Source organism: Halalkalibacter krulwichiae (assembly GCF_002109385.1).
GTDB classification, from domain to species: domain Bacteria; phylum Bacillota; class Bacilli; order Bacillales; family Bacillaceae_D; genus Halalkalibacter; species Halalkalibacter krulwichiae.
Genome location: NZ_CP020814.1, coordinates 4571192 through 4594065, shown reverse-complemented (window position 1 = coordinate 4594065; position 22874 = coordinate 4571192). Strand labels below are relative to the sequence as shown.

The following is a 22874-nucleotide window of genomic DNA, read 5'->3' as shown; positions in this document are numbered from 1 at the left end:
TATCACTTGCAGTGGCAAATTGACTCTGTTATACTCTAATAATGCGAGTGCAATGACTCATAATGTGAGTTTTGCTCCTTGCTCCAGTTTATGGAGCCGCTAGACCAAAAGGAGGTGTATCGGAATGCGTAAGTACGAAATTATGTACATTATCGCTCCAAACCTAGAAGAAGCAGCTACTAAAGAAGTTGTTGAGCGTTTTAATAACGTTTTAACTACAAATGGTGCTGAAATCGAAAAGGTTAACGAGATGGGTAAGCGTCGTTTAGCATATGAAATCAACGATTACCGTGAAGGTTTCTACGTGCTTTTAAATGTACAAGCTAACTCTGAAGCGATTGACGAATTTAACCGTCTTATCAAGATCAACGATAATGTTATCCGTGTTCTTGTAACAAAAGACGAAGAATAATTTATTGAAGTAGGAGGGGTACGTATGCTAAACCGAGTCGTGCTAGTTGGGCGCTTAACACGTGACCCAGAACTGCGTTACACACCAAATGGTGTAGCAGTTGCCAATTTTACATTAGCGGTAAACCGTGCATTTTCTAATCAGCAAGGCGAACGTGATGCGGATTTTATAAACTGTGTCATATGGCGTAAGCAGGCGGAAAATGTCGCAAACTATTTAAAAAAGGGTAGTTTAGCGGGTGTAGACGGCCGCATTCAAACACGAAGCTATGATAATAATGAAGGAAAACGTGTCTTCATTACAGAAGTTGTAGCTGAGAGTGTTCAATTCCTTGAACCTCGCGGAAGCAGCAATTCAAATCAAGGCCAAGGGTTTGGTGGTGGAAGTCCTGGTTTTAGCGGAAATGACTTCGGACAGCAGAATCAGAATCAAAATCAAAACCGTCCTTCTGGTGGATTTAATGATGATCCATTTGCGAATGATGGCAAACCGATTGATATTTCGGATGATGATTTGCCGTTCTAATTGACCCCTCTCTTATGTGAAATTACTTGTGTATTTATAAAACAATAATTGAAAGGAGTGCTGTGTAATGGCTCGTCGTGGTCGTCCAAAGCGTCGTAAAGTTTGTTTCTTCACAGTAAACAAAATTACGAAAATCGATTACAAAGATACGGATCTTCTAAAACGTTTCATTTCTGAGCGTGGTAAAATCTTACCTCGTCGTGTAACTGGAACTTCAGCGAAGTACCAACGTCAATTAACTATCGCTATCAAGCGTGCTCGTCAAATCGCTTTATTGCCATATGTTAATGAAGTTAACTAATTAAAGAAAAAAACATGACATCTGTCATGTTTTTTTTATATTCTTTTTACTGATATTGCTTCACGCATTTTGTTTAGTGCCTTTTGTCCTTCGCTGCCTCTTCTTAATAAAATATTGACGTCAAGAGCATCGATAACAGAAAGCTGGGCAATTCGTGATGAAAGTGCTTCTGAACGAAATTCGGTCTCTTCTGACATAGTATAGAGCGGAATGTCGACACCAGTACTTAGTGGCGATTTCGCATAATTTGTTATACCAATCATCTTTGCACCTGTCGATTTGACTATATTTAGAGCATGGAGCACTTCTTTTGATGCTCCAGAGTGTGAAATGAAAACAGCACAATCATTTTCAGTCATTTGCGATGCGACCATTTGTTGAAAGTGACTGTCGCTAAAAGTTTGTACTTTAATACCGGTCCTCACTAATTTGTGAAAGGCATCTAGTGCAATAATACTGGAGCCGCCGCTTCCAAAGAAGTAAGTTGTCTCCGCAGCTAAAATCGTATTTACTGCTTGCTCGAGTTGCTCCTCATCTAATACGACCAATGAATCTTCTATTGTTTTTATATTTGATTTAAACACCTTTGATGCTATGGCTTTAACGGAATCTTCTTCTTCAATATCCTCATGGACATCTTGTAAAGGTGTAACGATCTCAGATGCTAAAGCAATTTTCATTGCTTGGTAGCCTTTAAAGCCGACGCGTTTGCAAAAACGAAATACAGTTGAATCAGCAACGTTTAAATCTTCTGCTATTTGATTTATGGACGAATGAATGATTTTTGTCGGATTGATTAGAATATAGTCGGCAATTTTTCTTTCAGTCACACTAAATCGAGGATATTGAGAGCGAATGCTCACTAAACAAGGTTGTTGGCGCTCTTTCATTGATAACCTCCTTTGAAAGTGCTTTCTCTTTATTATACTAAATAACCATATATAAAAAAATATTTTTTTAGAATCGCTTGCAAAAAGAATTTTTTTTCTTATAATAAAAGTACTAAGAAAAAAATTTCCTCTAATGTTAGGATGATGTATATGCAGGTTGGAATGATTGGATTAGGGAAGATGGGTTATCAATTAACACTTAACCTTTTAGATAAAAAACATGATGTGGTTGCTTATGATGTGAATACTGAACTAATTGAAAAGGCAGCAAAAGACGGAGCAACGGTAGTTAAAACGATTGAACGGTTAATTAGAAATCTTAATAAGCCAAGGACGGTATGGATGATGGTTCCGGCTGGTGAGATAACAGAATCTGTTTTTCAAGAAGTACTTTCCTACTTAGAAGAGGGAGATCGACTCATTGACGGCGGGAATGCGCATTATCAAGATTCTTTAAAACGTAGTGAAGTGTGTAAAGATAAAGGTGTTTTCTTTTTCGATTGTGGGACGAGTGGCGGAGTGGAAGGAGCACGAAATGGAGCTTGTACGATGATCGGCGGGGATGAACAAGTTTTCACTGAAATTGAGCCTATTTTTCGTGATTTGACAGTAGAAAATGGGTATTTATATGCAGGTGAAGTAGGAAGTGGCCATTTTTTGAAAATGGTACATAACGGAATCGAGTACGGTATGATGCAAGCGATTGCAGAGGGGTTTGAACTTCTAGAGAAAAGTCAGTTCAATTATGACTACGAGAAAGTTGCTAAAGTGTGGAATAATGGGTCGGTTATTCGGTCATGGTTAATGGAACTGACTGAAAATGCTTTCGCTAAGGATGAGAAATTAGAAGGCATTAAGGGAGTTATGCATTCATCTGGAGAAGGAAAATGGACGGTCGAGACAGCACTAGATTTACAGACGCCTGCTCCTGTTATTACTCTTGCATTGATGATGAGGTATCGCTCTTTAGCAGATGACACTTTTACTGGCAAGGTCGTTGCTGCATTGCGTAATGAGTTTGGAGGACACGCAGTCGAGAGGTCAGAATACAAGTAAGTGTTTCAACTAGAAAGGTAGTGAATCAACATGTCTGATCAATTATTAATTCTTATTGCATTAGCAGGGATCTTTCTTCTTTTATTTTTAGTAATTCGTACGAAACTGCATGCATTCGTTGCATTACTATTAGTTAGTTTAATAGTTGGGATTCTAGCAGGAATGCCTTTAGAAGAAGTCATAAATTCGATGCAAAGTGGTATGGGAGGAACGCTGGGTTTTGTCGCGGTTGTTGTTGGTTTAGGGGCAATGTTCGGTCAAATGCTTGAAGTATCAGGTGGAGCAGAACGATTAGCTCGAACAATGATTCAAAAATTTGGAGAAGGAAGAGCGCAATGGGCGTTAGGGATAACAGGTTTTCTTGTTGCAATTCCTGTCTTCTTTGATGTTGGCTTTATTATATTAGTTCCTATTGTTTATGGCTTGGCAAAGAAAACCGGCAGATCACTATTATATTATGGAATACCACTGTTAGCAGGGTTAGCCGTTACTCATAGTTTTATTCCTCCTACACCAGGGCCGATAGCGGTTGCTGATTTAATTGGTGCGGAGATTGGCTGGGTTATTTTATTTGGTGCGATCGCAGGTGTTCCAGCAATGATTATCTCGGGGCCATTATTTGCAAAGTACATATCTAAACGATTACATGTAGTCGTTCCTGATTATATGAACTTAGAAGAAGTAGAGTATGATAAAGAGCTTCCGAGTTTTAAATTAATTTCAGCTATCATTTTAACTCCTTTAGTATTAATTCTTTTAAATACGTTTTCTGGGTTCCTATTAGAGGAAGGTCATATCGTTCGCGCTATATTTACGTTCCTAGGACACCCATTCGTTGCATTAACAATTGCAACGTTGTTAACGTTTGTCTTTCTGGGAACAAAACGTGGCTACTCACGCCAAGAAGTTCATGACATCGCCAATAAAGCATTAGAGCCTGCCGGGATAATTATCCTAGTAACAGGTGCTGGTGGAGTGTTTAAGCAAGTTCTGATTGATTCTGGTGTAGGTGATGTGCTTGGAAATATGATGGCAGGGTCTGCACTTCCGCCACTATTGCTTGCCTTTTTAATTGCTGCAGCAGTTCGTGTGGCGCAAGGTTCAGCTACTGTCTCAATGGTAACGGCTGCGGGATTAATGGCTCCGTTAATTTCAATTTTACAGTTGGAAGGACCGGTTCTTGGTCTAATGGTTATTGCAATTGCATCAGGGGCCACGGTTCTGTCACACGTTAATGATTCTGGGTTCTGGTTAGTCGGACGCTATTTTGGCTTAACGGTAAAAGATACACTAAAAACATGGACTGTTATGGAAACTTTAATTGGTTTGGTAGGATTAACAGTAGCACTGATTTTAGGGATGTTCATCATTTAATCATTTACAATAGAAGGAGCGTTTCAATAGGTCGAAAGCAGATCTTTTGAGGCGTTCCCTTTTCTTTATTTAGAGATGGTATGAATAGCTATGTATTCATGCCGCTACAACAAGCATCATTCATACAATGGAAGCAACGCTAAACTTTACCTGAGCTTTTCTTTTTGTTTGGACAACCTGCTGTTTACTTCGGTTTTTACTGACGGAAAACGCTGGGCATTAGGAAGGGCAATTTTGTAAAACTTTAATTTTATGTGTAAGTGCGCTAAAATAGACAAGGATAAGAGTGTTTAAAAGAGGTGTCTATGTGAAGAATACAAGAACACTAACAGAAGGTGCACTTCTTGCCTCTGTTTTTGCAGTAATCTTATTACTGACAACATATGTTCCTTTTGTGGGGATCATTACGGTTTGGGCGTTGCCTGTTCCGTTTGTTATTTTTACAGTTCGACGAGGTTTAAAGCCAGGACTTATGCTGTGGGTTGTTTCCTTGTTATTAGCTTTTCTGATTGGAGGACTTGTTACGGTTCCAACTGCTTTTATTTTTGGTAGTGCGGGATTGGTTATAGGAGAGCTCTACCGCCGTAAACTATCTGGTTTTTCAGTACTAATAGGTGCTGGTTTGATTTATACTTTTAACATGCTTCTTATTTTCTTAGCCCTCGTATTTGTAGTTGGTGAGAACCCGATGCAATTAGCAGTTGATTTAACAAGAGAACAACTGGAATTTGCAGAATCAACATTAGGGTCGTTTGGGCAAGGAGAAGACCAGTTAGCTATGATGCTTGAGATGATTGATACTCTTGTCTACTTAGCACCTGTGATGATTGTTGGTGTAGGGATAACGCTAGCGGTCATAACGAAGCTTATTAGTTATTACGTTTTAAAACGTTTAGGTCATGAAGTATCTGCCTTACCTGCCTTTCGGAATTGGAGTTTCCCGAAAGCCTTTCTGTGGTATTACCTAATTATTTTAATTCTCGCAATGGTAGGAGCAGAAGAAGGAACAATGCTGTTTCTAGTTATATGGAATTTACTCCCTTTACTTGAAATAGTTGTTGCTGTCCAAGGTTTTGCGGTTATCTTTTATTACTTCCATCAAAAAAAGGTCGCGAAAGTAGTGCCGATTCTTATTGTCGCTACAGCTATATTAATCCCTCCTCTTTTATACATTGTAAGAATCATTGGGATTATCGATTTAGGCTTTGATCTGCGAAAACGTATGAACGGCCAGAAAAAATAGGAGCTGACATTATGCCAAAGTTCTTAATGAGACGGTGGCACGGCTACCACGTCATTACCCTTTTTATCGTTGCGGTTATATTTACATCTATTTTAATATGGTATCAATGGAAAATTGGTGTAATTGGTTTATTTTTGATAGGAGTAGTAGCGATCTATGCCGTGCAAGCGAGAATCTCCTTTGAACGTGATCTTGAAAAGTATATTTCGACGCTTTCTTATCGAGTCTCAAAAGCTGGAGAAGATGCGATTACCAATATGCCAATTGGGATCCTTTTGTATAATGAAGAACGTGAAATTCAATGGGCAAACCCATATATTTCATTGTATATTGCTAGTGATGTCATCGGAAAAAGTCTTGAAGAAATTAATGAAGAGCTGCTGGATTTAGCTAATAGTGATGATAACAGTAAATTAATTGAAATGGGCGATCTTACCTTTCTTGTTTCATTAGAGAAAGATGAAAGGTTGATGTATTTTCAAGATGTCACACTTATTGAAAAGACGAAAGCACGGTATGAAGAAGTACAAACGGTCATTGCCTTTATTCTTCTTGATAATTATGATGAAGTGACTCAAGGAATAGAAGATCAAGTTCGCAGTCGGTTAGTTAGCCAAGTAACATTAGCGCTAAACAGCTGGGCGAATAAAAATGAAGTCTTTTTAAGAAGGACTGCGTCAGATCGGTTTATTGCTGTTATGAACAATCAATCTTTAAATAAAGTCGAAGCGAATCGTTTTGATATCCTTGATGAAATTCGCGACCTGACAGGAAAAGAAAAATTACCGATCACATTAAGTATTGGGGTCGGGACAGGGGAGGACTCATTGCGTGAGCTCGGTTTATTAGCTCAGTCTAGTCTAGACTTAGCACTGGGACGCGGTGGAGACCAAGTAGCTATCAAGAAGAAAAACGGAAAGGTGACGTTCTATGGTGGGAAGTCGAACGCATTAGAAAAGCGTACGAGGGTAAGAGCTCGGGTGATTTCACATGCGTTACGTGATTTTGTACTTGAAAGTGAAAAAGTATATATAATGGGCCATAAACAACCTGATATGGATGCAATTGGTGCAGCAATTGGTGTTCAAAAGATTGCTGAGGTAAATGGCAAAGAGGCTTCTATCATTTTCGACTATCATGATATTGGTCACGATGTCCAAAAATTAATGGAAGAAGTCGAGAATCACGATGACCTTTGGTCAAAATTTATTACCCCTACAGATGCTTTGGAGGAAGTGACTCCAGGTACACTTTTGATTATAGTGGATACCCATAAGCCATCACTCGTTATTGAACCTAAACTTTTAACAGAAGTAGAACGAATCATTGTCTTGGACCATCACCGTCGAGGAGAAGAATTTATTAAAGATCCGGTCCTTGTCTATATGGAACCATACGCATCATCTACAGCAGAACTGGTAACGGAGCTACTGGAATATCAACCGAAAAAGTTGAAAATGGATCGTCTTGAGGCGACTGCGATGCTAGCTGGTATAATTGTTGATACGAAAAGCTTTGCTGTTCGTACTGGCGCGAGGACGTTTGATGCAGCTTCTTTCTTAAGGTCGAATGGGGCCGATACAACACTTGTTCAAACTTTGTTGAAAGAGGATTTAGAACAATATGTAACACGAGCAAAACTAATTGAGACAGCAGAATACTATCGGAATGGACTAGCCATTGCAATGGCTGATGAGGGAGAGTCCTATAGTCAGGTTGTAATAGCCCAAGCTGCTGATACGCTTTTAACGATGAAAGGAACGATTGCTTCTTTTGTGATTTCAATGCGCAAAGATGGAATCATTAGCATTAGTGCTCGGTCCTTAGGAGAAGTAAATGTTCAATTGATTATGGAACGTTTAAATGGGGGAGGGCATTTAACCAATGCAGCAACTCAGCTCAAAGATGTAACGTTAGATGAAGCAAAGGAACAGCTTCAGGCTGCAATTGATGATTATTTAGAAGGGGGAAAACAAAAATGAAAGTAATTTTCTTAGCTGATGTAAAAGGGAAAGGGAAAAAGGGAGAGACGAAAAATGTCCCTGATGGTTACGCAAGAAACTATTTATTACCGAATAATCTTGCTGTTGAGGCAACAGCAGGTAATTTAAAAGACTTACAAGCAAAAAATAAGAGTCAACAAAAGAAGGCTGAAGAAGAACTTGAGCAAGCAAAAGCATATAAAGAAGAATTAGAAGCAATTACAATTGAAATCAAAGCTAAAGCTGGAGAAGGTGGACGTTTGTTCGGAGCTATTTCCACAAAGCAAATCGCTGAAACACTTAAAAAAATGAAAAAGAAGGTAGATAAGCGTAAAATCCAATTAAATGAACCGATCCGCGCATTGGGTTATACGAATGTACCAATTAAAATCCACCCAGAAGTTATCGCGACAGTAAAAGTACACGTTGTAGAAGAAAAATAAAACATTAGTGAAAAGATGGTTGATTATAGATCAACCATTTTTTCTATGACTCGAGTAAGTGTAAATTGGCAAGACGATTACAAAGAGAAAATAGCCAAAAAAACGATAGATGCTTATAGTAGCGGTTGTTAAAAAAGGTAAAAATTTATGCTTTCGATTAAAGAAGGAAACTGATAGGATGTAAGATAGGTTTCTTAGAGAGGAGAAATAGCATGAGTGACTTGTTTGCAGATCGAACGCCACCACAGAATATTGAAGCGGAGCAGGCGGTCTTGGGAGCTATCTTCTTAGCAGATGAGGCGCTTGTGACAGCGTCAGAACGTCTTTTGCCGGATGATTTTTATCGTGCTGCCCATCAGCGTATTTATCAAGTGATGTTGGATTTAGCTGAGAAAGGTGAGCCGGTTGATCTGGTCACTGTTACGTCAGAACTACAAAATCGCAAATGGCTTGAGGAAATTGGCGGAGTTGCCTACTTAAGTGACTTAGCTAACGCTGTACCGACAGCAGCCAATGTTGATTACTATAGTCGAATCGTTGAAGAAAAGTCTGTTTTGCGGAGATTGATTAAAGTAGCGACAAATATAGCGGCAGATGGCTATGCGAGTGAAGAAGAAGTCGATACGATCTTAACAGAAGCAGAAAAAACGATCTTGGACGTCTCTCAACGGAAAAACACGAGTGCTTTTATTTCTATTAAAGATGTTCTTCTTGAAACGTACGATAAGATTGAGGAGTTACAAAATCACTCAGGAGAAATTACGGGAATTCCAACAGGATTCGTCGAGCTTGACCGTATGACTGCAGGGTTCCAACGGAATGATTTGATCATTGTTGCAGCCCGTCCTTCGGTAGGGAAAACAGCTTTTGCGCTAAACATTTCACAAAACGTTGCAACAAGAGCAGGCGAAAATGTAGCAATCTTTAGTTTAGAGATGGGAGCAAGTCAACTTGTGCAGCGTATGCTTTGTGCAGAAGGGAATATTGATGCACAACGCATGAGAACAGGAGCCCTGAACTCAGAAGATTGGCAGAAGCTAACGATGGCAATGGGAAGCCTTGCGAAAGCTGGTATTTATATAGATGATACACCTGGTGTTAAAGTGAATGATATTCGTGCGAAATGCCGACGTCTTAAACAAGAGCACGGTTTAGGCATGATTATGATTGATTACTTGCAGCTTATTCAAGGAAACGGAAAAGCGGGTGAGAATAGACAGCAGGAAGTTTCAGAGATTTCCCGTACACTGAAACAAATTGCACGTGAGCTGGAAGTTCCAGTTATTGCATTGTCTCAGTTATCACGTGGAGTTGAATCAAGACAAGATAAACGTCCAATGATGTCTGATATTCGAGAATCGGGAAGTATTGAGCAGGATGCTGATATCGTTGCTTTCTTATATCGTGATGACTATTATGATAAAGAGACGGAAAACCAAAATATTATTGAAATTATTATTGCTAAGCAACGTAATGGTCCAGTAGGAACGGTTGAGTTAGCCTTTGTTAAGGAATATAATAAATTCGTGAATTTAGATAGACGACATGATGAACGAGATATGCCTCCAGGTGCTTAAAATAGGAAGAGGATAACCAAAGTTAGAATGGTTATCCTTTTTTTATTGCAATGCTGCAATTTTAAACGAACAAATGAGCCGGTTGATCTCGTTAATGTTCGTGTTTTTGATTGACGTTCGTTTTTGTAGTTGGTATACTTATCATTAGCTTTGGAAATAGATAAACTAGCTATAGTAGTTAATGGAGGTGCATTACATGTCATCAGTTGTTGTTGTTGGTACACAGTGGGGTGATGAAGGGAAAGGAAAGATCACTGATTATCTTTCTGAAAAGGCTGAAGTTGTTGCCCGTTACCAAGGTGGAAATAACGCAGGACATACGATTGTATTTAATGGAGAGAAATACAAGCTTCATTTAATTCCATCAGGGATCTTTTATAAAGACAAAAGCTGTGTAATCGGAAACGGTATGGTTATTGATCCGAAAGCACTTGTCGAAGAGTTAGCATACCTCCATGAGCGTAATGTGGATACTAGCAACCTTCGTATTAGTAACCGTGCACACGTAATTCTTCCTTATCACTTGAAATTAGATATCGTTGAAGAAGAACGTAAAGGTGCTAACAAAATTGGTACAACGAAAAAAGGAATCGGGCCAGCTTATATGGATAAAGCAGCTCGTATTGGGATCCGTATGGCCGATTTACTTGATAAAGAAGTTTTTGAAGAAAAGCTAGAACGTAACCTTGCTGAAAAGAACCGTCTATTTGAGAAATATTATGAAGTTGACGGGTTTACAAAGGAAGAAATTCTAGAGGAGTATTATGAGTATGGCCAACAGGTTGCCAAATACGTAGTTGACACGTCTGTCGTTTTAAATGATGCGTTAGATGAAGGACGTCGTGTGCTTTTTGAGGGCGCTCAAGGGGTTATGCTTGATATTGATCAAGGTACTTATCCATTCGTTACGTCATCTAACCCAATTGCAGGTGGAGTTACAATTGGCTCTGGTGTAGGTCCTTCTAAAATTAATCATGTTGTTGGTGTCTCAAAAGCTTATACGACACGTGTAGGTGATGGTCCATTCCCAACTGAATTACATGATGAAATTGGTGACTTAATCCGTGAAGTAGGAAGAGAATACGGTACAACAACTGGTCGTCCACGCCGTGTAGGCTGGTTTGATAGCGTGGTTGTTCGTCATGCTCGTCGTGTAAGTGGATTAACGGATTTATCATTAAACTCAATTGATGTTTTAACAGGTATTAAAACATTAAAGATTTGTACAGCTTATAAATACCGTGGTGAAGTCGTTGAAGAATTCCCAGCAAGTCTTAAAGTTCTAGCTGAGTGTGAACCAGTATATGAAGAACTTCCAGGTTGGGAAGAAGACATCACAGGAGTAAAAACGTTAGACGAACTTCCTGCTAATGCTCGTCACTACATTGAGCGAGTATCCCAATTAACAGGCATTCCATTAACCATTTTCTCCGTAGGCCCAGACCGCAACCAAACAAACCTAGTTCGTGGAGTATTTGCATAGGTTTTAACTAAAAAAGGTCGCACTTTACCTTTTTTAGTTAAAACCGACGCAGTGAACGAAGCCGCTACATGTTTTAAAAGTCCTATGAGTGGTCTTCTCATAGGACGAGTAGCGAGCGGAGTCACTGCCACTTATAAACGTCTGTAAGTTTTTTTAAAAAAACTTACAGAAATACTTGCACAACAAAAAAAGCTATGTTAATATAAATCTTGTCGCTAAGAGAACAAGTTAGTGAAGAGAAACAAACTTCAAAAAATTAGTTAATAATTATTCATCGTCTCTTAATAAAAGATCGGTAATCTACTTGAGCTAATTGAAGTTTTACAATAAGAGCCATTAGCTCAGTTGGTAGAGCATCTGACTTTTAATCAGAGGGTCGAAGGTTCGAGTCCTTCATGGCTCACCACTTTTATAAAGTGGCCCGTTGGTCAAGCGGTTAAGACACCGCCCTTTCACGGCGGTAACACGGGTTCGAATCCCGTACGGGTCACCACTAATTTAATATTGGTCCGGTAGTTCAGTTGGTTAGAATGCCTGCCTGTCACGCAGGAGGTCGCGGGTTCGAGTCCCGTCCGGACCGCCACTTTTATAAGCGGCTCAGTAGCTCAGTTGGTAGAGCAATGGACTGAAAATCCATGTGTCGGCGGTTCGATTCCGTCCTGAGCCACCATTTGCCGGCCTAGCTCAATTGGTAGAGCAACTGACTTGTAATCAGTAGGTTGGGGGTTCAAGTCCTCTGGCCGGCACTCAAACCTGTATGGATATTCCATACAGGTTTTTTATTTATTAATAAATATTTACCTAATTTAACCATGTTTATGACAGGAGTATTACAAAAAGGTATCAATCTATTTTCAATTTAATAGATAAGTACATTTGCTAGAAGGTTATGTTAGAATGGGAAAGGTTGACGAATTATGTAGAAGTGTATGTTAGCTAATGTCAAATGATTGTGGATTTTGACATTGGTTGTTTCTAGGAGGAAAAAATGAATACGTGTTCTATTGGTATTAAGGTACCCGTAAAATTCAAACTTCAAACATTTATTATTACTTTACTAGCTTTATCTGTTTTTGCATTATATATGCCGAGCGCCTCAGCAGAAGAGGACTCGTCCATAAATATTATTTATCATGTGTATATTGAAGGGGAACATATTGGAAGTTTACTAGATGATGAGCCGGTTTATACTTTGATTGAAGAGTTGATTGACTCTCATGCAGAAGATTACCCTGATCTTACTTTACAAGTTGGCGAAAACGTTGAGGTGATTCCTGAGTTTATTTTTGATGAGGGCTCTGAAGCTGGTGATGTACTAACTCAGTTAGAAGAAAAGTTAACCGTTCAAGCAGAAGCGGTTACGCTTGTCATTGATAAGAAACCAGCTGTCTATTTACCTTCTCAAGCAGAAGCGGAAAAAGCGGTTGAAGCTTTAATTACGCAATATGTAAAAGAAGATGATTACGAACATTTTTTAGAAGAGGAAGATCTAGATCATATAGATGTTGGTGAAACAGTTATTACAGATATTGTACTAACAGAGGATATTACAGAAGAAGAAGTATTAGTAGCCCCAGACGATATCGTATCAGTGAAACAAGCTGTCAAAAAGCTAAACAAAGGTGTACTAGAAGAAGAATCTTATCAAGTAAAACAAGGTGATGTGTTAAGTTCAATTGCTAATGACCATGGCCTTACTACATCAGAACTGATTGATTTAAATGAAGACCTAGATGCTGATAGTATAATAAGAGTGGGACAAGAGATTCTTGTTACTGCTTATCAACCATTAGTAGAAGTTTATTCAACAAAGGTCAGTCTAGTAGAAGAAGAGATTGCTTATGAGACAGAAGAAAGAGAAGATGATTCAATGTGGAAAGGTGATACTAAAGTCACGCAAGAAGGACAGCCTGGAACACAATTGATAGAGTATGAAATCACTGAAAAGAATGGTCACGTTGTAAAACGTGAAGTCTTATCTGAAGAAGTAACCAAAGAACCGGTGAAACGCATCGTAACTAAAGGAACAAAGGAAATGCCTTCACGTGGTTCCGGTCAGCTAGGATGGCCGGCTGTTGGTGGATATATTTCTAGTTATCAAGGAAATCGTTGGGGTAGATTCCATAAAGGAATTGATATCGCTAGGCCAAGTAACTATAATATCCTTGCAGCTGATAACGGGACTGTTACTCAAGCGACCTACTCAGGTGGTTATGGGAATCTAGTTCGTATTAATCATAATAATGGAGTTGAGACGCTCTATGCTCATTTAGCCTCCATTGATGTAGAAGTTGGACAAACAGTAACAAAAGGACAGAAAATTGGTGTGATGGGGTCAACTGGTAACTCTACAGGTATCCACTTGCACTTTGAAGTTTATGAAAAAGGACAATTGAAAAATCCAATGGATTATTTAAGATAGGTAAATCGAGGCTGACTCTAAAAGGTTCTTTCCTGTGTAATAGTGGGAAATGTTTCATAGAGTTATCCTCGATTTTTAACGTTGGCTAAGGTAACAGAAGAACGCCTTCATATGTTAGAATGTGAAGTAAGACTAAATAGAATGGGAGAGATCTGCCCAATGGATAAGCGTATTTTAGTTGTAGATGATGAAAGACCAATTGCAGATATATTAAAATTTAACCTTGAAAAAGAAGGTTATGATGTTATTTGTGCTTATGATGGTTTAGAAGCAATAGAGCTTGTAACAAAGGAAGAACCAGATCTTATTTTATTAGATATAATGTTGCCTCATAAAGATGGAATGGAAGTTTGTCGAGAAGTTCGTAAACAATTTGATATTCCCATTATTATGCTAACGGCAAAGGACTCAGAAATCGATAAGGTGCTTGGTTTAGAGCTAGGTGCTGATGATTATGTAACTAAGCCATTTAGTACGCGTGAGTTGCTTGCACGCGTGAAAGCAAACTTAAGGCGTCATAAAGCAACGGCTGCTGAAGAAGCGAACACACAAAAGGAAATTGTGGTAGGTGATTTAACAATTTATCCTGATGCTTATCAGGTGAAGCGTCGGGGGGAAGCGATTGAGTTGACTCATCGTGAGTTTGAATTGATTCATTATTTAGCTAAGCACCTTGATCAAGTAATGACGAGAGAGCACTTGCTTCAAGCAGTATGGGGATATGATTACTTTGGTGATGTCCGGACTGTTGATGTAACCGTTCGTAGACTTCGTGAAAAGGTTGAAGATAATCCTAGTTATCCTGTTTGGATTATTACACGTAGAGGGGTGGGGTATTACTTATCTTCGCCTGAGCAACAGGAGCAATCTTAATGGAAAATAAAGTTGGCTTTTTTAAGTCGATCCAATTCAAACTAATTATCATCTATGTACTACTCATTTTTATTGCGATGCAAATTATCGGTGTTTATTTTGCTAGACAACTGGAAAGTCAGCTTGTTAGTAATTATTTTGAAATGCTAGATGAAAGAGCTAACTTATTAGCTTATAACTTTGCCCAGGAAATGACTAATAATCAAGATGATCGAAGTGGAATTACAGCAAATTTCAATGCGATGCTCCGTGATATTTTTTCAATTGATCATTCTGAAGTTCAGGTTATTGATCAAAATCGTGTCGTTGTCTATACGTCTAACTTATCGAATAGGCATATTATTGGACAGCAATCAACAGAGGTTCGAGTAAAACGAGCATTGTTAGGTTCACCAGATGAAGCTGTGTTACGTGATCCAGTAACAGGTCATAGGATGAGAGTTCTTGCTGTTCCCATTAAGTCAGATGATGGGCCAGTCGGAGCTTTATATATTGAAGCTTCAATGGAAGAGATTTATGGTCAGATTAGACAAATTAACAGTATTTTATTAAGTGGAACCTTTATTGCGCTTGCTATTTCCGTTGTTCTTGTTATTTTGCTCGCGCGAACGATGACAGGTCCTATTGTTGATATGCGCAGACAAGCCCTAAGGATGGGTCGAGGAGACTTCTCCAAGCAAGTAAAAGTATACAGCGGCGATGAAATAGGGCAATTGGCAACATCGTTTAATGATCTTACAATGAAGCTCCAGGAAGCAACCGTGACACGTGATCGTGAACAAAAACGGTTAAAATCCGTCTTAACCCATATGACGGACGGAGTCATTGCAACAGATAAAAATGGCCGCATTATCTTAATGAATAACAGGGCAGAAGAATTGTTGAATTTATCAAGCCACTCTGGGCTTGGAGAGCCTATTCAAACGATCTTACGCTTGCCAGAAACAGTTATTTTACAGGACTTATATGACTTCCCCGACCCGTTGCTGCTCGATTTTAGTGACGATGAAGCGGAGTACTTGCTTGAGGCGAAGTTTTCCGTTATCCAAGAGGAAAATGGGCCGATAAATGGACTGATTACTGTTGTGCACGATGTGACTGAAAAGCAAAAAATTGAACAAGAACGTCGAGAGTTTGTCGCTAACGTTTCCCATGAGTTGAGAACACCATTAACGACAATGAAGAGCTATTTAGAGGCATTAGAGGATGGGGCAATGAAAGATAAAGAGCTTGGTCCGAGGTTTCTAAATGTTACTCAAAACGAAACGGAGAGAATGATCCGGCTAGTAAACGATTTGCTACAGCTATCTAAAATTGACAGCCTTGATTATCAACTATCCTTTGAAATTATTAATATTGGATCGTTTTTAAATGATATTATTGATCGTTTTGAAATGATTGCTCTAGATAAAAAGATTCGTTTCAATCGAAAAATTGCCAATTCACCCGTCTATGTGAAGGTAGCACCTGATAAATTAACACAAGTTCTAGATAATGTGATCTCAAATGCAATGAAATATTCTCCTGAAGGCGGAGATATCAAAGTTCAAATGCTGCAAAGAGGAGAGCATTTGCAAATTAGTATATCCGACCAAGGAATGGGGATTCCAAGGGAGAGTCAAGCGAAGATATTTGATCGTTTTTATCGTGTTGATAAGGCAAGGGCAAGAAGTGTCGGAGGAACGGGACTTGGACTTGCTATCGCAAGGGAATTGATCTTAGCTCATAATGGAGACATTTGGGTTGAAAGTGAGTATGGAAAAGGAACAACGATTCATATCACATTACCTTTTTCTAATGATCAGGAGGGAGAGCATGAACTATGAGCATATTAAGACAACCATTTTGATCGTGTTAATTACGATCAGTGTTGTTTTAACATGGCAACTTTACACGTATCAACCAGAGATTGCCCTTCTCGATGATACAGAAAGATATGTCCCGAGTGATTCGCTCAATGAAGAACGAGAGGAACGTAAGTTGAAAGATGTACTAAAGCCAGAGCAAATTGTTGTCCATCAAAGCGATCAGTTTGCTATGATTCCGAGACGTGACGAAAGTTTTGATAAACTTTATAACAAGCTCCTCCGTTCGAATTTGGATGAGGTTGACTTGTTAGCAACAGGCCCTTTTCCTAAGAGTGTTGAAGGGCCAGGTGTTGAAATTATTTTCCCAGCAGCAATACCGGCTGATTTATTGTTCAGTCTGTTTGAAACAAATGAGAATGAGTTGGTTGTTCCAATTACAAACGTAAATCGAATGTTCCTCTATATAAGTTCAAATAAAGAAGTTCATATGCAATGGCTATCAGGTGAAGAGGAACGGGTTATCGAACTAGAAACAGATTTTCCGGTTGGTGAATTACATGCTTTCTTTGATTTATTTGAAGAATACAAAGCTGTTCGACCAGTTATTGCACGAGATGCAACTACGATGCTAAATGAAATGGTATATATTCCAACAGAACCAATTACTGCACCACGATTATCCTTTCAAACTGTCCCATTATCGATTAATTTCTATAAGCAAACACTCTTTACGGATCCGGGCTCTGTTAAGTATTATCAACAGTCAGATGGAGAGGATTCTTATACTGATGGGAACCGTATCATTACGCTGCAAGATAATGGTTTGTTCATGGAGTATATCAATCCGATCTTTATTGAAACGCAAGAACGTAATAGCAAGCATATTATCCAAAATAGCTATGAGTTTATTAATAGCCATGGTGGGTGGTCAGACGATTATCTCCTTTCGTCTTGGCGTTCCAATGATCTGAGGGATGAGGCGGAGTTTCTTCTTGATGTAAATGGATATCCAATATTGAGTATGGATGGGACAGGTTCAATGGCGCTTAATGTAAGTCGTTCTGGGAATCAAATTGTTCACTACAGTAGGCCTCTCTTTGCACTTGATCATGCGCCAATAGATGTCAGTGATCGTATTCAATTACCATCTGGGCAAGAACTTTTAGAGCGCTTAGAGGAGCCAGAATTTTTTATCGATACAAGGTTATCAAAAGCTGTGATTGGCTATGAAATGATTATAAGAAATACATCATTTGTTACATTGGAACCACACTGGTTCATCCATTATGGAAACCGTTGGCAAAAGGTGACATTTGAAGAGGACAAAGGGGGTTCTAATGGATTGGAGTAGAACGAAGTCGATCTTCATTATAACCTTCTTATTTATCAATACGTTCCTAACGTGGCAACTAATTGAAACGCATAATGTTAATCAACTGAGTATGATTACAGAAGCAACCATTCAAGAGGTTCTAAGGGAAAATAATGTGACCATCGAACAGGAGCTTCCAGAAGAAGATTCATCTGGTTTGCTTGTTATTGGGAAGTTAGTTGAATTTGATGTTGAGCAATTTCCGGTAATCGATGATCAAGAGATTGAACTTCTAGACGAGTACACGGCTTTTTCAACGATAGAAGAGCCATTTAGTCTTTCACAAGAACAAACAAGATCAGAAATTGAACAGTTTCTGACGTTATATGTGTTTCAAGGAGATCAGTATCGCTACGCTGGTTATGATCAAGAGAAGAAACAAATGCATTTTTACCAAGCGTATGGGGAAAAAATCGCCTATACGTTTGATGATCAACCACTTGTTTTGCATTTAAATGAAGACCAAGAAATTATCAGTTACCAACAACGGTTGTTTCATTTTGAGGAGCAAGAGGGAGAGGACCGAGAAATTCTGTCTAGCTTAAAGGCAATTGAAATTTTGCTTAATGATCAACTTATTCGTATGAATCAGACTATTACGAATGTGCAGTTTGGATATTATAGCTTTTTTAGTCCAACAGGTGATGTTCAAGTGTTTGCACCTATGTGGCGTGTGACAGTGGATGGAGAAGTCTATCTTGTTCATGCGACAGGAGGCACCGTCCAGCAGCTTACTTAGTATTAGTGTAACATTGGAAGAGGGGAATGTAAGATGACATTACGCTTTAGTGTACTGGCAAGTGGCAGTACCGGCAATGCTGTATATGTAGAAACAGATGAGCAGCGTTTACTTATAGATGCAGGGTTAAGTGGGAAAAAGATGGATGAGCTTTTTCAAGCTATTAACCGTAACCCTAAGGAATTAACAGGAATACTTGTTAGTCATGAACACTCTGATCATATAAAAGGGGTCGGAATTTTTGCAAGGAAGCATAACCTGCCGATTTATGCGAATGAGAAAACATGGCAGGCAATGGACGGACAGCTAGGTAATTTATCTACAGATCAAAAATTTATCTTTCAAACGGATGAAGTAAAAACATTTGGGAATCTTGATGTTGAGTCATTTGGTGTCTCTCACGATGCAGTAGAACCGATGTTTTTTTCCTTTCATCATGAAGATAAGAAGCTCGTCTTAGCAACTGATATGGGCTATGTCAGTGAGCGCATAAAAGGGACGATTCGCGGTGCGGATATGTTTATTTTTGAATCGAACCACGATATAAATATGCTTCGTATGGGAAGATATCCTTGGAGCATTAAGCGCCGTATATTAAGTGATGTTGGCCACGTTTCAAACGAAGATGCAGCAATGGCTTTGTCAGAATGTATTGGTGACAAGACAAGTCGTATTTATTTGGCTCATTTAAGTTTAGATAACAATATGAAAGATCTAGCTAGACTATCAGTAGAGCAAGTGTTAAAAGAACAAGGGATGGCTGTAGGGGAACAATTTGAATTATATGATACCGATCCTCATCAGCCAACGGCCTTGACTGTGGTTTCGTAAAGAGATAAGAAGGACTAAATCGATTTCTAACGATTTAGTCCTTCTTTCTTTTGCGTCACATGATTTAGCGTCATCATTGTTGTCAATTATAGAAAAAGTATCAAAAATAAAGGGAAAATCGTCCTATTACTGGAATTTGAGTTCAAAATAATTATAATAAAAATCAATAACAATACATTTCTTACAGATAAAAAAGGATGGTGTCAATACGAATGGGTTACTATGATGAACACGTAACAGAAAGTGTCAATCGACGTCGAGGTCCCAACCGTGGGTCGGGAAAATCTGCTTTCATTGGAGCTGTAATTGGTGGGTTAGTCGTCTTGTTTTCAACCCCGTTGCTTGTGAATATTGGCCTATTACCTTATCAACATACAACTGAGAGTGAATTATCAGGATTGCCAGAACAAGAAGCTCCGCAAGAAGGGATTTCACAGACGATTAGTTATGATGTGAATTCAGATGTGACACAAGCAGTTGATAAAGTGTCAGATGCTGTTGTAGGTGTCATTAATATGCAGCAAGCTAACTTCTTTTCACAAGAAGGAGCAGAAGGAACAGGTTCAGGTGTCATATATAAAAAGAGTGGAGACAAAGCATACGTAGTTACGAACCATCATGTGATTGAGAGAGCTAATGAAATTGAAGTGAGTTTAGCCGATGGAACGAGGATTCCCGCTACTTTGCTTGGGAGTGATGTCATTACTGACTTAGCAGTTCTTGAAATAGACGGCAGTGATGTTGAAGTAGTAGCTGAGTTTGGAAATTCAGATCTGCTTCGTGTTGGAGAGCCAGCTGTTGCAATTGGAAATCCACTTGGATTACGCTTTTCGAGTACTGTGACACAAGGAATCATTAGTGCAAAAGAGCGAAGCATACCTGTTGATTTAACAGGAAATGGACAGGTTGACTGGCATGCTGAAGTCATTCAAACAGATGCTGCTATTAACCCTGGTAACAGTGGAGGAGCTCTTATTAATATTGAAGGACAAGTAATTGGTATTAATTCAATGAAAATAGCTCAGAGTTCTGTTGAAGGAATTGGATTTGCGATCCCTACCCAAATTGCAGTTCCGGTTATTGAGGATCTAGAAATGGTCGGAGAAGTACGGAGACCGCAGTTGGGAGTGGGAATTCGCTCACTTGGTGAAATTCCAAGTGTATACTGGCAAGAAACATTAAAACTCCCAAATGACATCAAAGGTGGAGTCGTCATCACAAGTATTTCGCCAACATCACCAGCTGAACGTGCTGGACTCCAAGAGTATGATGTTATTGTTTCAATTGACGATGAGGAAATTAATGATAGTCATGACCTACGTAAATTTTTATATACAGAACGGAAAATTGGAGATGAAGTTAAGCTAGAAATTTACCGTAATGGTTCAAAAGAGACCTTAATGGTATCATTAGCAGAGCAACAAAGTTTTTAAGTGAGAGTGTGTGGAAGCAGCAACGATATGTGTTGTTGCTTCTTTTTTTGTGTGTTTCGTTTGAAGAAAAGTTTTATCCATAGCTATATAAGTGGGTATGCTATAATGGATAAGTTAAAATGGAAAGGATGTTTCAATCAATGTATTATGCATGTGACGAACATATTGGTTTAGCAATAGATATGACTGTAGATGAGCAAGAAGCAGCTCCAATCGTGGATAAAGTAAAAGAAGAACAAGAGAGTTTATCCACAACTTGTAGTTTTTGTGAAAACGAAGCCATCTACAGTATAAATCCATAAAAGAAATTCACGCTGTTGATATGTGGATAACTGCTGTGGATAAAGTTTGGGGAGGTTATACACATTGTGAATATCCAAGTTGTAACAGTTGGAAAATTAAAAGAGAAATATCTAAAACAGGGAATAGAGGAATATGCCAAGAGATTAAGTGGTTATGCGAAAATAGACATGATTGAAGTCGCAGATGAAAAAGCTCCAGAGCAAGCAAGTGAAGCGGAAATGTTACAGATCAAGGAAAAAGAGGGAGAGCGGATTCTCATGAAAATACACCCCGATACACATGTGATTGCTCTTGCTATTGAAGGTAAAATGCTTTCATCAGAGCAACTTGCTGACAATCTAGATAAATTAGCAACCTACGGAAAAAGCAAAATAGCATTTGTCATTGGGGGCTCACTTGGACTAAGTGATGATGTAATGAAGAGAGCGAATGAGAAGCTTTCCTTTTCTAAAATGACTTTTCCTCATCAATTAATGAAACTAGTGCTGCTAGAGCAAGTTTATCGTGCTTTTCGGATTAATCGGGGTGAACCGTATCATAAATAACGGTAAACCATTTAAAATCTATTAACACAAAAAAGGTCAATTGATTGTTTTATGGTGAGAATAATCTTGGCTATGTATGGTTAGTTCCAAACTTTACACTTTTTTAATTGAAAACCTTATTAGGTCTTAGGCTCTATACAGAAAATATGGAATGCCAAGTATAATCAGTATACAAATGAACAAAAGGTATGGAACTTATTCCATACCTTTTGTTCATTATATTAATTTATTCCTCAGTAAAAATCTCTTCAATTTCATCTAACATGATATTAGCAGCTAGTACACCACCAGCTGTGTTCCAGATAATATCACTAACTTTGTGAGCATTGCCTTCATGAACAGCATTTAGATTATTCCAGAGTGGGTCGTTTGTCCATTCTTCTTCAACTGCGATTGAATCGGCATATGTAAAGTAAAATAATACATCTGCATCCATTTCAGGGATTAATTCCCTATCTACTTCAACTGCGAAATTTCCCATTTTATTATCTGGAGTAAATAGTTTCTCTTGGTGAGCTGCACGCTTAAAGCCAATTTGGTCAAATACAACACCTGAGAAAGAATCTGTGTAGTAAATACGAGTAGGACGAGAGCTAAAGCGAACAACTGAAATTTCTTGGTTAACCTTATCTCCAAGCGTCGCTTGCAATTCTTCTACTTTTTGATCATATTTAGCTATTACTTCTTGACCCTTTTCAGTTAAATTTAGTGCTTTTGCATATAGTTCAAAGTTGATTTTCCAATCACCAGCAAGATCGTCAGCAAAAACGGTTGGAGCAATTGCAGTTAATTGACTATATATTGCTTCTTGACGAACTTTATTTCCGATAATTAAGTCAGGTTGTAACTCAGCAATTTTTTCAATATTTACTTCAATTTCATCCCCAACAACTTCAACGCCTTCCATTTCAGCACTAATGTGTTCGTACCAAGGATCTTGGTCCCAAGACATTACAGCTCCTACAGGTGTAACTCCTAGTGCTAATAATGCTTCTGTTCCTTCATTTGTTAAAATAACGACACGTTCTGGAATTTCTGGTATTTCAGTCGTACCCATCGCATGTTCTACTGAATAACTTGTAACTTCAGTTTCTTTTGTTGTTTCTGTTTCTCCTGTTGAAGTCTTATTATTTGTGTTTCCGCAAGCTGCTAATACAAAGAATAATAAGATTGCGAGAGTTGAAAATAATAAATGTGATTTACTTTTCATTTCTGATACCTCCTGGCATTTTTAATAATTGCTATTGATAATCATTTTCAAC

Annotated in this window: 21 protein-coding genes and 5 tRNA genes; 24 read left to right on the top strand and 2 right to left on the bottom strand. The window is 38.6% G+C overall.

The features are described from left to right. The first annotated feature begins 124 nt into the window (after window positions 1–124). The 3 genes from rpsF (at window position 125) to rpsR (ending at window position 1238) form a co-directional block, all read left to right on the top strand. Window positions 125–412: a 30S ribosomal protein S6 gene (rpsF, locus tag BkAM31D_RS23280; protein ID WP_066155304.1), complete on the top strand. Its 288-nt coding sequence runs from the start codon at window positions 125–127 to the stop codon at window positions 410–412. Window positions 413–436: 24 nt separating this feature from the next. Then, the gene (ssb, locus tag BkAM31D_RS23275; RefSeq protein ID WP_066155302.1) at window positions 437–937 is read left to right on the top strand and encodes a single-stranded DNA-binding protein; all 501 of its coding nucleotides are present in this window, start codon (window positions 437–439) and stop codon (window positions 935–937) included. 67 nt (window positions 938–1004) lie between these two features. Next, window positions 1005–1238 carry a 30S ribosomal protein S18 gene (gene rpsR, locus BkAM31D_RS23270; RefSeq protein ID WP_035663316.1) on the top strand — a complete coding sequence of 78 codons (234 nt, stop codon included), beginning with the start codon at window positions 1005–1007 and terminating at the stop codon, window positions 1236–1238. A 35-nt stretch (window positions 1239–1273) separates the two neighbouring features. On the opposite strand, the gene BkAM31D_RS23265 is transcribed toward rpsR, so the two are convergent. Then, window positions 1274–2128 (bottom strand): MurR/RpiR family transcriptional regulator, encoded by an 855-nt coding sequence (locus BkAM31D_RS23265; RefSeq protein ID WP_066155298.1) that lies wholly within the window; start codon window positions 2126–2128, stop codon window positions 1274–1276. A gap of 150 nt (window positions 2129–2278) precedes the next feature. Between BkAM31D_RS23265 and gnd the strand changes: the two genes are divergently transcribed. The 21 genes from gnd to rlmH all read left to right on the top strand — a co-directional run bounded on the left by gnd (window position 2279) and on the right by rlmH (window position 21612). Next, window positions 2279–3184, top strand: a complete 906-nt coding sequence (gnd, locus tag BkAM31D_RS23260) for a phosphogluconate dehydrogenase (NAD(+)-dependent, decarboxylating) (RefSeq protein WP_066155295.1) — start codon at window positions 2279–2281, stop codon at window positions 3182–3184. A gap of 30 nt (window positions 3185–3214) precedes the next feature. After that, entirely contained in the window at window positions 3215–4558 is a 1344-nt protein-coding gene (locus tag BkAM31D_RS23255; protein ID WP_066155293.1) for a GntP family permease, read from the top strand. 307 nt (window positions 4559–4865) lie between these two features. Further along, window positions 4866–5801 (top strand): YybS family protein, encoded by a 936-nt coding sequence (locus BkAM31D_RS23250; protein ID WP_066155290.1) that lies wholly within the window; start codon window positions 4866–4868, stop codon window positions 5799–5801. Between the two features lie 11 nt (window positions 5802–5812). Next, window positions 5813–7783, top strand: a complete 1971-nt coding sequence (locus tag BkAM31D_RS23245; protein WP_066155287.1) for a DHH family phosphoesterase — start codon at window positions 5813–5815, stop codon at window positions 7781–7783. Continuing rightward, the gene (rplI, locus tag BkAM31D_RS23240) at window positions 7780–8226 is read left to right on the top strand and encodes a 50S ribosomal protein L9 (protein WP_066155283.1); all 447 of its coding nucleotides are present in this window, start codon (window positions 7780–7782) and stop codon (window positions 8224–8226) included. Before BkAM31D_RS23245 ends, rplI begins: the two co-directional genes overlap by 4 nt. 212 nt (window positions 8227–8438) lie before the next feature. Next, window positions 8439–9803, top strand: a complete 1365-nt coding sequence (gene dnaB / locus BkAM31D_RS23235; protein WP_066155278.1) for a replicative DNA helicase — start codon at window positions 8439–8441, stop codon at window positions 9801–9803. Between the two features lie 196 nt (window positions 9804–9999). Continuing rightward, on the top strand, window positions 10000–11286 hold the full coding sequence (locus BkAM31D_RS23230) for an adenylosuccinate synthase (RefSeq protein WP_066155275.1): 1287 nt from the start codon (window positions 10000–10002) through the stop codon (window positions 11284–11286). 330 nt (window positions 11287–11616) lie between these two features. Further along, window positions 11617–11692, top strand: a tRNA-Lys gene (locus tag BkAM31D_RS23225). A 12-nt stretch (window positions 11693–11704) separates the two neighbouring features. Continuing rightward, window positions 11705–11779, top strand: a tRNA-Glu gene (locus BkAM31D_RS23220). Window positions 11780–11792: 13 nt separating this feature from the next. Further along, window positions 11793–11869 (top strand) — tRNA-Asp (locus BkAM31D_RS23215). Window positions 11870–11880: 11 nt separating this feature from the next. Further along, a tRNA-Phe gene (locus BkAM31D_RS23210) sits at window positions 11881–11956 on the top strand. A 3-nt stretch (window positions 11957–11959) separates the two neighbouring features. Next, window positions 11960–12032: transfer RNA gene (locus BkAM31D_RS23205), tRNA-Thr, on the top strand. A gap of 242 nt (window positions 12033–12274) precedes the next feature. After that, window positions 12275–13708, top strand: coding sequence for a M23 family metallopeptidase (locus BkAM31D_RS23200; protein ID WP_066155272.1), 1434 nt, complete (start codon window positions 12275–12277; stop codon window positions 13706–13708). Between the two features lie 159 nt (window positions 13709–13867). Next, window positions 13868–14581, top strand: coding sequence for a response regulator YycF (gene yycF, locus BkAM31D_RS23195; RefSeq protein ID WP_066155268.1), 714 nt, complete (start codon window positions 13868–13870; stop codon window positions 14579–14581). Next, entirely contained in the window at window positions 14581–16407 is a 1827-nt protein-coding gene (gene walK / locus BkAM31D_RS23190) for a cell wall metabolism sensor histidine kinase WalK (RefSeq protein WP_066155266.1), read from the top strand. The genes yycF and walK overlap by 1 nt, the downstream gene beginning before the upstream one ends. After that, the gene (locus BkAM31D_RS23185) at window positions 16397–17740 is read left to right on the top strand and encodes a YycH family regulatory protein (protein WP_066155264.1); all 1344 of its coding nucleotides are present in this window, start codon (window positions 16397–16399) and stop codon (window positions 17738–17740) included. The genes walK and BkAM31D_RS23185 overlap by 11 nt, the downstream gene beginning before the upstream one ends. Continuing rightward, complete coding sequence (locus BkAM31D_RS23180) at window positions 17727–18500, top strand: two-component system regulatory protein YycI (RefSeq protein WP_066155262.1); 774 nt, start codon at window positions 17727–17729, stop codon at window positions 18498–18500. The genes BkAM31D_RS23185 and BkAM31D_RS23180 overlap by 14 nt, the downstream gene beginning before the upstream one ends. Before the next feature lie 33 nt (window positions 18501–18533). Beyond that, on the top strand, window positions 18534–19331 hold the full coding sequence (locus BkAM31D_RS23175) for an MBL fold metallo-hydrolase (RefSeq protein WP_066155258.1): 798 nt from the start codon (window positions 18534–18536) through the stop codon (window positions 19329–19331). 212 nt (window positions 19332–19543) lie between these two features. Continuing rightward, complete coding sequence (locus BkAM31D_RS23170; RefSeq protein WP_066155256.1) at window positions 19544–20764, top strand: S1C family serine protease; 1221 nt, start codon at window positions 19544–19546, stop codon at window positions 20762–20764. A 119-nt stretch (window positions 20765–20883) separates the two neighbouring features. Next, complete coding sequence (locus BkAM31D_RS23165) at window positions 20884–21066, top strand: CxxH/CxxC protein (protein WP_235820449.1); 183 nt, start codon at window positions 20884–20886, stop codon at window positions 21064–21066. Window positions 21067–21132: 66 nt separating this feature from the next. Continuing rightward, a complete protein-coding gene (gene rlmH / locus BkAM31D_RS23160) occupies window positions 21133–21612 on the top strand; it encodes a 23S rRNA (pseudouridine(1915)-N(3))-methyltransferase RlmH (RefSeq protein WP_066155254.1) in 480 nt (159 codons plus the stop codon). 226 nt (window positions 21613–21838) lie between these two features. Here the strand turns inward: rlmH and BkAM31D_RS23155 are convergent, their stop codons facing one another. Continuing rightward, entirely contained in the window at window positions 21839–22822 is a 984-nt protein-coding gene (locus BkAM31D_RS23155) for an ABC transporter substrate-binding protein (protein WP_066155252.1), read from the bottom strand. Window positions 22823–22874 lie beyond the last annotated feature (52 nt).